At 63.9% G+C, this 12,964-nt stretch carries 7 protein-coding genes and 1 pseudogene; 3 read left to right on the top strand and 5 right to left on the bottom strand.

Annotation, left to right across the window (positions count from 1 at the left end):
- The 3 genes and pseudogenes from CKO15_RS14215 to CKO15_RS12210 all read right to left on the bottom strand — a co-directional run.
- Positions 1-115, bottom strand: a pseudogene (locus CKO15_RS14215) (photosynthetic reaction center subunit L); the annotation flags it as partial.
- Between the two features lie 215 nt (positions 116-330).
- Positions 331-528 (bottom strand): light-harvesting antenna LH1, alpha subunit, encoded by a 198-nt coding sequence (gene pufA, locus CKO15_RS12215; protein WP_096408097.1) that lies wholly within the window; start codon positions 526-528, stop codon positions 331-333.
- A 55-nt stretch (positions 529-583) separates the two neighbouring features.
- On the bottom strand, positions 584-844 hold the full coding sequence (locus CKO15_RS12210; protein ID WP_200196697.1) for a hypothetical protein: 261 nt from the start codon (positions 842-844) through the stop codon (positions 584-586).
- Between the two features lie 454 nt (positions 845-1,298).
- Between CKO15_RS12210 and CKO15_RS12205 the strand changes: the two genes are divergently transcribed.
- Entirely contained in the window at positions 1,299-4,205 is a 2,907-nt protein-coding gene (locus CKO15_RS12205; RefSeq protein WP_200196695.1) for a sensor domain-containing protein, read from the top strand.
- Here CKO15_RS12205 and CKO15_RS12200 read toward each other — a convergent pair.
- Positions 4,202-4,576 carry a DUF3392 family protein gene (locus tag CKO15_RS12200; RefSeq protein ID WP_338036062.1) on the bottom strand — a complete coding sequence of 125 codons (375 nt, stop codon included), beginning with the start codon at positions 4,574-4,576 and terminating at the stop codon, positions 4,202-4,204. The two genes, CKO15_RS12205 and CKO15_RS12200, sit on opposite strands and share 4 nt — an antisense overlap.
- Before the next feature lie 156 nt (positions 4,577-4,732).
- On the bottom strand, positions 4,733-8,614 hold the full coding sequence (locus tag CKO15_RS12195) for a DUF3683 domain-containing protein (RefSeq protein ID WP_200196693.1): 3,882 nt from the start codon (positions 8,612-8,614) through the stop codon (positions 4,733-4,735).
- Between the two features lie 149 nt (positions 8,615-8,763).
- On the opposite strand from CKO15_RS12195, the gene CKO15_RS12190 reads away from it, so the two are divergent.
- A complete protein-coding gene (locus CKO15_RS12190; protein WP_200196691.1) occupies positions 8,764-11,598 on the top strand; it encodes an AMP-binding protein in 2,835 nt (944 codons plus the stop codon).
- An 80-nt stretch (positions 11,599-11,678) separates the two neighbouring features.
- Positions 11,679-12,170, top strand: coding sequence for a C1orf50 family protein (locus CKO15_RS12185; RefSeq protein WP_200196689.1), 492 nt, complete (start codon positions 11,679-11,681; stop codon positions 12,168-12,170).
- The last annotated feature ends 794 nt before the right edge of the window (positions 12,171-12,964 follow it).

Here is a 12,964-nt window from a genome sequence, read left to right as displayed (position 1 = left end):
CCGTCACACCGAAGAAACCGACGTAAAACGGCCCGACCCAGAAATCAAACAGGTCACCGCCGAGGAGAGTGCCCCCTCTTACTCGGTATTTTCGCTCAAAATCTAACAACGCCATGGCTGAAGTCCCCTTGTCTTGCTATGGCATCTATTTTTCAGGCCCCTGACCCTGAGAAGGGGACCGCCCCGGATGCTGCTTCGCGCAACCGAAACGACCCCCTTGCTCGAAGGGCCACTGTTGAGCCCTGTCGCGAGGGCTGCCCGATTCGGTGTGATGCTGAGCACCTCCCCTAGCCGGGCTCCCCCGCCACCGCACAACTCAACCGAAGGCGATTAGCCGTCGTAAGAGGTGCGGGCCCAGATGCCGGGATTCTCGTCCATGTAGTACTCGGCAGCCGGCGCACCCTCGAGCCAGTTGAAGCGCTCGGAGCTGATGCAGGCGAAGTGAACGGCAAACGCCAGCAGCGCAAAGAACAGGTGGAAGCCCACCGCCGTCATGCGAAAGTCAACAAATTTCCACAGTTTCCACATGGTCTAGTCTCCTTAACTCTGATCCAACCTGATTCGGCCGCTCGTCGCTGCGTGCTTAGCCGATCACCGGGGTTTGCTGAACGGCAGCCGCGACCGAGCCCGCTTGCTCTTGGACCGAGGTCAGAGCGGAACGGACGTAGTCAGGGGCGTGGTCCTCAAGGCGGTTACCCGCGCGACCCGGGTGGAACGGACGCCACGCATAGGCCAGGGCGTTGGCGATCAGGCCGATCGACCAGTACGCGTGCATGCCCAGCATGTTCATCTCGTGGATCTCTTGGCACTCTTCATCGGTGAGGCCGGTGCGAATATCGGTCATAGCTCTCTACCTCCATTTCAATTTGGACCATCCGCTGCCGCACTTGCCTGTGCCGTACGGCTCTGGATATCGTCAACGTCCTTCGTTGGCTCTCGATCCCGGTCGAGGACTATGGCCTCCGACCGAAGCGTCTCTTTGAGTCTCGTACCAAGCTCGTCCCTGCCTGCCGGTGCCGTTGGCGTCCGGATCCCCTCCTTGGCGTCGACTATAGGATGTGACGGTTGGGGGGTGAGATACAACAGGCGGCGCGCTTTCGCCGCACCACCCCCGGGGTTGCGCGGCGGGCTCGCGCGCTTTTCTGTGGGGTGCGATAGGCTGGGGGTGCTGTGGCTGCATTGTATTGGTATAAATCAAAATGGCGACGGTTTGGCCGAAACAGGTATAGTATGTGGGGTCTTAGGTCATCTGGTGGGGTGATCGGGCGTGCTGTAGTGGCGAGGGGGAGGGGAGCGATATGGGCGATGAAAAAAAGGGCCGCAGTGGTGCTCCGATGCGGGACTGGCAAGCGGTCGAGAAGTGGGATTGGCAAGCGGCCGGGCAGCGGTGGCGGGATCGCGGAGGTTGCTCTGGAAGTTATACCGTCGAAGCGGTAGCCGTGAGGGAGCAGGCGGCCTGGGTGGGTTTTGACTGGAAGGCGGTGATTGACGCCGTCAAGGCCCTAGTCTTCATCCACGATGCCGAGTATCGCCTCTTGGAGGTCAACCAGGCCTACCTGGAGCGGGCCGGTATGACGCGCGACCAGGTCCTTGGGCGCCCCTACTGGGAGGTCTTTCCGCAGCGCCACGGTCCGCTGCCCGGCTGTCAGCACGTTGTCGAGGGGGGCATTGATCCTGTTGCCCGTTCCGGCACCGATCGTGCCGGCGCTGGTTTTAGCTACAGCGCTGGTGCTGCCGGAGCGGTCGAGGAGTGTACGGTGGCCAGTGGCGAGTCGCTGATCTCGCGCTCCTTCCCAGTCTACGGGACGGATGGCGTCTATCGTCACTCGCTGCATATCCTGGAGGACGTCACGGCGCAGCGGCAGAGCGAACAGGCGCGCTGCGCTGCCGAGGCCAAGGCGTGGGCCTTCGCGGCCGCCGCTCAAGACGCCATTTTGCTCAGCGACGAACAACAGCGCGTGGTCTTTTGCAACCCAGCGGCCGAGCGTCTTCTTGGCTACCGCGAAGCGGAGTTACTGACCCTTTCGTTGACCGAGGGGCTGGGTCTGTGCAAGACAGCGCCCGGCAATGGCTGGGGACGAGGGCGCGAAGCGATGGTGCGCCATTGCAACGGCGGGCAAATTCCGGTCGCGGTATCGATGGCCTCGCTGGTGCTCGAAGGGCGGCGGCATGAGGTGCGCATCCTGCACGACTTGCGTGAGCGCGAGGCGGCAGCACGTGTGCTCTGCGAGCGTGAACGCCAGCTCGACTACCTGCTGGCGAACACCACAGAGGGGATCCTGGTCATCAATCGGGCGGGTCTGGTGCTCTATGCCAATGCCACCGCTGGGGTGCTGTTTGACTGTTCGGCCGAGGAGCTGTTGGGGCTGCTCTTTGGCATTCCAGTTGCCCGAGATACGCCACAGGAGATCGAACTCTACAACTCCGGGCGAGGGGTGCGCACGGTCGAGATGCGGGTGCGCGAGCTGCAATGGGAGGGGCAGGAGGCGCAGCTACTCAATCTGCACGATGTGACTGAGCGTAAACGGGTCGAGGTGCAGTTGCGGCAGGCGGCGATCTTCTTCGATGAGGCCGCCGAAGGGATCATGATTACCGATGCGCAGCAGCGTATCGTTGTGGTTAACCGGGCGTTTACGGAGATTACCGGCTACTCTGCAGAGGAGGTCCGCGGGCAGACTCCGGCGATCTTGCGCTCCGGGGTGCACGGCCCAGAGTTCTACGCGGCACTGTGGGAAGCGCTAGAGACGCACGGCTCGTGGAGCGGGGAGGTGTGGAATCGGCGTCGCAACGGGGATACCTACGCGCAGCAGCTGAATATCCGTGAGGTCCGCGATGAGAGCGGTCACCGGAGCCACTTCATGGCGGTTTTCTCGGATATCTCCAGGGTTAAGGAGTATCAGCATCAGCTTGAACGCATGATGCACCTCGACCCGCTAACCGGGCTGCCGAATCGTATGCTCTTTCACGACCGTCTCGAACAGGCACTGGTGAGCAGCCAGCGCACGGGTTGCTTGCTGGCTGTGCTGATTGTTGATGTCAGCGACTTTAAGTTGATCAACGATAGTTTTGGCCACGCCGTCGGTGATGAGACCTTAGAGCAGTTGGCCGAGCGTCTCAGCGAGGTGGTCCGTACCGAGGATACGGTCGCGCGGCTCGGCGGCGATGAGTTTGGGGTCTTGATGCCCGACCTGGAGTTGGTCGACGAGGTCGTGACGTTGACCGAGGCGTTAATGGAGCGGCTTCATTGCCCCTTTACCATCCGTGGCGTTGAGATGCCGGTCTCCACGCGCATCGGTCTGGCGGTCTACCCGGATCAGGCCTCCAGTGCCGCCGAGTTGATTCAACAAGCCGATGCGGCGATGTATCAAGCCAAGCGCGAAGAGGTCCCTTACCGTTTCTTTAGTCAGGAGCTGACCGAGCGGGCGCGCGAGCGCGTTGAGCTGGCTGCCGAGTTGCGCCAAGCGCTGGCTAACGATCAGCTGATCGTTTACTACCAGCCGCAGGTCGGTTTGCACGATGGGCGCTGGAATGGGGTCGAGGCGCTGGTGCGCTGGTCGCATCCGCGGTTGGGGTGGGTCTCGCCGGCGCGCTTCGTGCCGGTGGCTGAGAGCTCCGGGTTGATTGTGCAACTCGGCGATTGGGTGTTGGCGCAGGCGGCACGCCAGTTTCGGCAGTGGCTCGATTGCGGGCTTGATCTCGGTCTTTTGGGCGTTAACTTTGCGGCACCACAGCTCAACGCTACAGATGTAGTCACGAAGACCCTGGCGACCCTAGAACGTGTGGGGTTGCCGCCCGATCGCCTGGAGATTGAGGTCACCGAACGTCTGCTGGTCGATCCCGATGGGGATATCACCCAGCGGCTACAGCAGCTGCGCGCACACGGAGTGCGCGTAGCGATCGACGACTTTGGCACCGGCTACTCGTCGCTGAGCTATTTAAAGGATCTACCGGTCGATCTACTCAAGATCGATCGCTCCTTCGTCGATGGTCTGCCGGAAGATCCGCACCAGAGCGCAATCGTGCGCGCCATTATCGCCCTAGGGCGCAGTTTGGGGTTCGATGTCTTAGCCGAGGGGATTGAGAGCGAAGCGCAGCGGGCCGCGCTATTGGCTGAAGGGTGTGAACGTGGGCAGGGGTTCTACTTTGCCCGCCCGGCAGACTCCGGGCAGCTGATGGCAACGCATCGGGAGCGGGTTAGGACTTAGATGTAGCGCCTTCGCTCGGCTAGGGTGCCGATGGCGAAGAAAACGACGAAGGTCAGCAGACCGATCCAGCGCGCCTCAATCATGAGGATCCCTTGAGCGATTAGAGGGGTCACCAGCACGGTGATGGCGCCGTACCCGAAGGCACACATCAGGACAAAGGCGATCACACGCACCAGCCACGGGTAGGGGCGGACCGTGCGTGCAAAGGTGCGGTTGATATGATCGCCGTAGAGCACCAGCAGGGTCGCGACCAGGGCAAGGGCGACCTCTGATGCGTGGCCATTAACCCACGAGCCGGTGCGCCATAACAGCGCATCGAACCACGCCCAGACCGACGCCACGATTTCGTTTACCGCTCCACCTTCATTCACCGGCCCCACCCACCTGTCTCGTGCCTGTTGCCAGGGCGCCCTCGGAACCCTTCCTCCACGCAAGGTGATTGCGCCGTTATCGCGCCCCTATCCCCTCCATGTGCCATCTTGGCCCCTGTGGGTCTCTATCCTCTCCGTCCCCCCATCATGGGGGGGTCAGAGTAGCACTTTATGCAGCACGCCGTCGCGCAGTTCGGTCAGGAAGCGCTCTTGCCAGCCCGCCCCGAGGAGCCCTTCGGCCAGTTCGACGACGATGTACTCCGGGTGCACGCCGGTCTCTTCCCGGTAGCGCGAAAGCCCCTGCAGGCAGGCTGGACAGGAGGTCAGCATGCGCATGCTGTCGGGCTCTGCGACCATTTGCCCCTGTTCCGCGGTGACGGCAGCGCTGATCTCGGCCTCTTTACGGTAGCGCACCTGAGCGGCGATATCGGGCCGCGAGACGGCGAACGATCCGGCCTCGCCGCAGCAGCGATCCGACAGCGTGACCGTCTGCCCCATGAGCTTCGAAGCCGTCGCCGTCGGGTTGTAGGTGCGCATCGGCGAGTGGCACGGGTCGTGGTAGAGGTAGCTCACTGCCTCGTTGCCCGGCAGCGCGAAGCCCTTTTCCGCTAAGAGTTCATGGATATCGAGCAGGCGGCTGCCGGGGAAGATCTTCTGCAGCTCGTACTTGAGCAGCTGATCCATGCAGGTGCCACACGAGACGACGACGGTCTCGATATCGACGTAGTTCAGCGTGGTGGCGACGCGGTGGAGCAGCACTCGATTGGCGGTGCTGATCGCTTGGCTGCGCCCCTTCGCCCCACTGGCGTGCTGCGGAAAGCCGCAGCAGAGATAGCCGGGCGGCAGGACGATCTCGGTCCCGGCGTGGTGGAGCATGGCGAGCGTGGCGAGGCCAACGTCGCTAAAGAGGCGCTCGGAGCCGCAGCCTGGGAAGTAGAAGATCGTCTCAGCGTCGGCCTGTGAGAGCTTTGGATCGCGCACAATCGGGATGTGGTCGCGCTCCTCGGCACCGATCAAGGCGCGCAGCGTCTGCGGCGGCAGGGTGCTCGGCATCGGTTTATCGACGAAGTGGATCGCCTGGGTAACCGGGTTCGCGCGTCCTGTGGTCGCCGCCGGGCGGCGCCTTAAGGGCAGAGCACCGATGCGGCGCAGCCCTTGTGACAGCCGCGCTTGGGTTGCGAAGGCCATCCTGCCCAAGATGAGGCGCATGCCGCGCACCAAGCGCGGATCTTGGGTGTTTAAGAAGGCCATCGAGAGTTTCGAGGTCAGGCGCTTGCGCCGCTGCCCCCGGGCCTCGAGAATCTGGCGCAGCAGCACCGTGACATCGCCGAAGTCGATGTTGACCGGGCACGGCTGCAGACACTTGTGGCAGATCGTGCAGTGATCGGCGAGATCGTTCAGCGCCTCGAAGTGGCGCAGCGAGAGCCCGCGGCGAGTCTGCTCCTCGTAGAGGAAGGCCTCAGTCAGCAGACCAGCGGCGAGGATCTTGTTGCGCGGTGAGTAGAGCAGGCTCGCGCGCGGGACGTGCGTCGTGCACTTCGGTTTGCACTTGCCGCAGCGTAGGCAGTCTTTGATCTCGTGGTTCAGCTCGCCGAGGGCGCTCGCCTCAAGGAGCAGCGCTTCCTGCTCGACGAGGCGCAGCGACGGGGTGTAGGCGTTCTCCAGGCCCGAGCCGGGCAGAAGCTTGCCGCGATTGAAGTGCCCTTCGGGGTCGACGCGGGCGTTGTACTCGGCAAACTGGGCGACCTGCTCCGGGTCGAGGTACTGCATCTTGGTCAAGCCGACGCCGTGCTCACCGGTGATCACCCCGCCGAGCGCGCGGGCAAGATCCATGATGTGCTCGACGATCCCCTCGGCCTGACGCATCATCTCGTAGTCGTTCGAGTTGACCGGGATGTTGGTGTGGACGTTGCCGTCACCGGCGTGCATGTGCAGGGCGACGAAGAGGCGGCTGCGCAGCACTCGGTCGTGGATCTGCTTAAAACGAACCCGCACCGGTTGTAGGTCGCGGCCGTTGAAGATCTCGTCGATGGGCCGCTCGGCCTCGCTGCGGAACGAGACCCGCAGGCTACGACGCAATAGCAGATCGAGGACACGGTCGCTCGGGCGCAGATCGCCCTGTGCCGTCTCATCGAGCAGGTCGGCACAGGCGCTCGCCGGCTCGTCCATGGTTGCGAGCAGCCGCTGCCAGCGCACCTGCACTCGCCGCAGATGGTCGCGGGCCGACGCCTGCTTATCGGCGATAATCCGCTCGCCCTCTTCGCTCTCCTCGAAATCGGGCGCCTGGCGCAGTTCCGGCAGCGGGCCGGCGAGGTAGTCGAGGATCTCGTCGACCATCGCCAGCTTGTTGCGGATCGAGTGCTCGATATTGATCCGCTCGATCCCCTCGGTGTACTCCGCTAGACGCTCCAGCGGAATGACCACATCTTCGTTGATCTTAAAGGCGTTGGTGTGGGCTGCGATCGCCGCGGTGCGCGAGCGCTCCGACCAGAAGCGGCGGCGGGCTTCCGGGGAGACGGCGATAAAGCCCTCGCCGTCGCGCTGCTGTGCCAGTGCTACAGCCCGGTCAGCGGCGGCCGCTACGGCGTCGGGGTCATCACCGGCGAGATCGGCGAGCAGCAGCATCTTCGGCAGCTCGCGCCGGTTGGCCTTCGGGCTGTAGTCGACTGCCTGGATATAGCGCTCATCGAGGTGTTCGAGACCGGCGAGTGCCACTTGCTCATCGGCGAGCAGGTCGTCGCGGATCTCAGTGATCGCCGGTACCGCTTGGTGCAGATCGGTGCCGTAGAACTCCAGGCAGACCGTGCGCATGTGAGTCGGCATCCGATGCAGGACAAAGCGCGCCGAGGTGATCAGCCCGTCACAGCCCTCCTTCTGCACGCCGGGCAGGCCGCCGAGGTGCTTATCGGTGACATCTTTGCCCAGCCCCGTCTTGCGAAAGTCCGAGCCGCGGAAGGTGAGGATCTCGGGCTCGCCGACCGGGGTGCGGGCGTCGCTTGCAAAGCGCGTTATGCGAAAGCGCACCTGTGGTTGTTCGTTGAGCTTGCCGAGATTGTGCGCTAGGCGCTCGACGAAGAGCCACTGCGCCTCCGGTGTCACCATCCAGTAGGAGGCGACGTTATCGAGCGTAGTGCCCCAGAGTACCGCCTTCTTACCGCCGGCGTTCATCGCGATGTTGCCGCCGATCGTCGAGGCCTCCTGAGAGGTCGGATCGACAGCGAAGACCAGATCGGCCGCCTCGGCCCGCTCGCCGACGCGCCGTGTCACCGCACCGGCGCCGACTTGTACGGTCGCCACCGGTTCGTCGACCTCGGGCAGCTCGACCCACTCGACCTCAGAGATCTGATCGAGCTTTTCCGTGTTCAGGACCGCTGAGCGGTTATCGAGCGGCACCGCACCGCCGGTGTAGCCGGTGCCACCGCCCCGCGGGATGACGGTCAACCCCTCGGCGATACACGTTGCGACTAAGGGGGCGATCTCCTCTTCGTAGTCGGGGGTGAGCACCACGAAGGGGATCTCGACCCGCCAGTCGGTCGCATCGGTGGCATGAGAGACCCGCGAGAGGCCGTCGAAGCAGATGTTATCGCGGCGGGTATGGCGCGCTAAGCGACCGCGAATGCGCTCGCGTAGCCGTTTAACCTGCTGATAGTGGGCGTCGAACTCGCGCACTGCGGTGCGCGCCTTCTCGGCTAAGCGCAGTGCCTTCTCGTTGCCGCCGGCGCGGGCAACGATCTCATCGACCCGATGGTGCATCGCCTGCGCCAATGCGCGCAGTCGTTTCGGGTTGTTAATCAGGTCATCCTGGATGTACGGGTTGCGCGAGACGACCCAGAGATCGCCGAGCACCTCGAAGAGCATGCGCGCTGAGATGCCGGTGCGGCGCTCGCCGCGCAGCTCGTTGAGCAGCGCCCAGGTCTCCTCGCCGAGGAAGCGGTGCACGATCTCGCGATCGGAGAACGAGGTGTAGTTGTAGGGGATCTCCCGAATACGCGGGGGTTCGGCGCCTTGCCCTTGGGTCTTTTCTGCGATATCTGCCATGCTCTACATGTGGTTGCGAACGAGTCGGCCTATCATAACAGTCTCTGGAGGCTGACTCGACCGTCACCTTGCAGGGCGATCGCACAAGGGCACGACAAGGGCACAACAAGGGCGGAATAATAGCGACACCGGACAGAGGAGGGGAGCAGGTGGCAGAAGAGCTGAGCACGCTACAGGCACTCATTCGTCAATTGGCCCGTCACGGCGAGCGCGAGGCGATCTGCGCCCTGACCCGTGATGGGGTGGTGCGCTGCTCGTACAGCGAGCTCGCCGATCGCGCGCGTGCCCTCGGGGCCGGCTTGGCGGCACGGGGGATCGAGCGGGGCGAGCCGGTCGGGCTGCTGGCGCCGAACTCGGCCGAGTGGATCGTTGCCTGTCTCGGTATCATCGAGGCCGGGGCGGTGGTGACCCCGTACGACACCCAGATGCCGAGTGCGGAGCTGACGCACGCCATCGCCGATAGCGAAGTGCGCTATATCTTCACCGCCGGTGAGGCGGCGCGCCGCTTCGCCGAGCTGGAGCTGGAGCAGCCGCCGCAGCTGATCCACCTCGACGCCGCCGCCGATGCCGCCGACGGTTGGCAGGCGTGGTGCCGTGACACTGCGCCAGAGCCGCCGCGAGTTGGCCCCGACGAGATGGTGACCCTCTTCTACACCTCGGGGACGACCGGGGCGCCGAAGGGGGTGCCGCTCAATCACGGCAACATCGCCTCGAATGTCGCCGCGTTGCTGGAGCAGGAACTCGCCTATCCCGACGATCGCGTCTTTGTGCCGCTGCCCTATCACCACGTCTACCCCTTCTCGATCGGGCTCTTTACCCCGCTGGCACTCGGTGCCACGGTCGTGCTGCCGTACTCGGTGCTCGGTCCACAGATCGTGCGCGCTCTGCGCGAGGGCGAGGCGACCATCATGCTCGGGGTGCCGCGTCTCTACGAAGCACTCGATAGTGCAATCCGCACCCGGGTCGCTGAGCGCGGGGCGCGGGCGGAGCGGATCTTCGCGGCGATGATGGCGCTGTCGCAGGCGGCGCGAGCACGCTACGGCTGGCGCATCGGCAAGCACCTCTTTCGCGGCTTGCAACGGCGCATGGCGCCGCAGGTGCGGATGGTCGTCTCAGGTGGGGCGCCGCTCGATCCGCAGCTCGGTGAGCGGCTGCGCGGTCTCGGCTGGGAGGTGGCGACCGGCTACGGGCTGACCGAGACCTCGCCGATCTTGACCTACAATCCGCCCGATCGCGTCAAGCTCGAGAGCGCCGGGTTGCCGCTTTCGGGCCTGAAGTTGCGCATCGGCGAGGTGGCGAGCCCCCGGGGAGAGACCGGAGAGAGCGGAGAGGCCGAGGAAGGCGCAGAGGAGGAGGCCATGCCGCAGCACGGCGAGGTCCAAGTGCGCGGCCCGAACGTCTTCTCCGGTTATCATGCGCTGCCCGAGAAGACGGCCGCCGCCTTCACCGCTGACGGCTACTTTCGCACCGGCGATCTAGGCTGGTTCGACGAGGCCGGTTACCTCCACTTGGCTGGACGGGCCTCGGAGATGATCGTCCTCGCCGGCGGTGAGAATATCGACCCCGAGCGCGTCGAGCGGGCCTTGAGCGGGACGCGAGCCATCCGCGATGCCGGTGTTCTGGAGCATAAGGGGCGGCTGGTGGCGCTGCTCTTCGCCGATCCCGATGCCCTACGTGGGCTCTCGCCGGAGAGTGCGCGGCAGCAGGTGAACGCGGCGCTGCAGGAGGCGCAGGCAGCGCTGCCGAGCCACCATCAGCTTAGCGATTACCGGATCAGCCCCGATCCGTTGCCGCGCACCCGCTTAGGGAAGATGCGCCGACATAAGCTGCGTGAGCAGTACGAACAGGTCCTCGCCGATGAGGCTGCCGGTGCTGGGCAGGAGGCGGCGGCTACACCGGTCGCGATCGAGCGTATGGCGGTCGAAGATCAGCAACTGCTGCAGATCGCTGCCGCGCGCCGGGTCTGGGACGCCCTAACACGGCGCTTTGCCAAGGTGCGTTTGACGCCCGATACCGATCTGCACCTCGATTTGGGGATCGACTCGCTGGGTTGGATCGATCTGACCTTGGAGCTACGCGAACACAGTGGTGTGGCCCTCGATGAAGCGGCGATTGGCCGCGTGGCGACGGTGCGCGATCTCTTGCGCGAGGCGGCAGAATCAGGCGAGGCCGAGGCGGCTGATGGGGCCGCGGGGGGTGGCGGTGCGCTGCCGCTGATCGAGCAGCTGCGCGATCCCGATACCCTCCTGACCGAGCAGCAGCGGCGCTGGTTGGCGCCCCGAGGTCTGAGTGAGCGCGCTGGCGGGCACGTCGCACGCGCTTTCGCGAAGGTTTTTTTCCGCTGGTATGCACCGCTAGAGGTCGAGCAAATTGGCGAGGTGCCGATCTTCGAGCCGGTGGTCCTGGTACCGAACCACCGCAGTGTCCTCGATTCGCCGGTGATCGGCTCAGTGTTGCCCTACGAGCGTCTTCTACGGCTCTACTGGGGCGGCTTTACGGGGCTGCTCTTCGGCAATCGGCTGGTGCGCTTTTTCAGCCGCAGTACCCAGATCCTGCCGGTCGACCCGCACGCCGGACCGCGCACCAGTTTAGCCCTCGGCGCTGCGGCGCTGCAGCGCGGCTATGCACTGGTCTGGTTCCCGGAGGGGCGGCGAGCGCCGACGACCGAGCTGTTGCCGTTCCAGCCCGGTGTCGGCTTGCTGCTGGAGGCGCATCCGGTGCCGGCGGTGCCGGTCTGGATCGAGGGGACCGAGCAGGCGATGCCGATCGGGCGGCGCTGGCCGCGGCCGAGGCCGGTGCGAATCCGCTTCGGCGTCCCCGCGATGCCCGAAGTCTTGGCCGAGGAGGGCGAGGGCGAGACGCGGGCGCAGTGCATCGCCGATGCGCTCCGTCGCCGTCTGCTCGATCTTGGTGAAGAGAGCGGTGGAGGGCAAAGTGGGGAGGGCGCTGAAGAGCGTCCTGCGGGGCGGGACAAAGGAGAGTGAGGCGGTGGCAGCTACGTGACGGTCTGGCCTGGCTTGGCCTGGCTTGTCTTGCCTCCCGGGTAGCCGTAAAATCGGGCCCTATGGCAGAGTACAAGCGTGATGATAACCCCGATCGCCATGAGGGTCCTGACCACAGTTCGCCCTATCCGGTCAGTCGCCTCGCCGCCCCGATCGATCTAGTCGATACGGCGCGCGAGATCCAGGAGGCTGATCAAGCCGTCGGCAACCGCACCAGTGCCAAGCTGTCGGTGATTGCCGAGCAGATTCGGGCGCTGCAGGAGCAGGCCCGCGAGGTGCTAGCCGAGAGCCAGCGCGACATGGATCTGCACCGAGCGCGCTGCAACTTCAAACGGCGCCCGGGCCATATCTACCACCTCTACGAGCGCCCCGACGGCGATCTCTACTTCTCCATGCTTGCCCCGGAGGAGTGGCGTGATGGGCCGCCGCACCTCTACAGGGGCTCCTATCGGCTCGAGGTCGATTTCTCCTGGACGCCGTTGGAGCAACTCGATCAGCCGGATGAGACTCGTGACTTGGTGCAGCGTTTGATCGCCGATTACCGTGGCGGTTGAGCCTTGTCGGCCGAGGCTGTTGAGCGGTTCAGCTGCTGTGGACCTCGAGCAACTGCCAACTACAGTTTCTGCTATTAAGGGCTTATTCAGTTTCGCAAAGGTGAAGCCAGTCCCTATGTAGCGCCATAAGCGCACAAGCTAGTTCATGCGACTGGCTTTACTTACGCAAAGATTAGCTGCAGGCTTAAGGACGCTGGATTCTTCGAGCTGCTCTGCTGTTTCGCGGTGAGTGGGTCGCGCGCGTAGGCTGATGCGGTCCGATCAGAAACCTCGGAGACCTTGGAAATGCCTTTTATTTTAGCGATTTAGAGCGTGGTCTCAAGCTTTTCGGGGTGCTTAGTGTCCTGGTTTAAAAATGACGCTCGTACTTTGACGGCCTTGGAGGTTCTCATATCAACTAGTAAAACTCTCTGCTATAAAAGCATACTTATGAACCAGTGCGCTATTCACATCTCCCGCTGTCAGTGGCTTGGCGGACTTAGCGGATAGGGAACGGTCCTTTTTGAGGTGCCGAGTGGTCTGGGTCATAGGCGCCAAACTAAGACTGTAGAGGGTTGATATATTTAAAAAAAGATGGCAGGTTCCGGCGTGCACAAGAGTGACGTCGACCACTCACACCAAAGGAACCTGCCATCACCGTGAGAGATAACGCATTTGCTGAGTTGATACAAGCCCTGCCGGTCGATCTTGAGTCGCACGCTCGGGAGCACGGCGCCTTGCGACGCGCCCGTAAGCTGGGCTCGGCGGCGCAGTTGTTGCGCTTGATCCTGGGCTATTGCGGGCTTGACTGGACG

Source organism: Halorhodospira abdelmalekii, assembly GCF_016583625.1.
Lineage (GTDB): Bacteria > Pseudomonadota > Gammaproteobacteria > Nitrococcales > Halorhodospiraceae > Halorhodospira > Halorhodospira abdelmalekii.
Note: the sequence above shows the minus strand (reverse complement) of the source record. Positions and strands in the feature narration are given on the sequence as shown.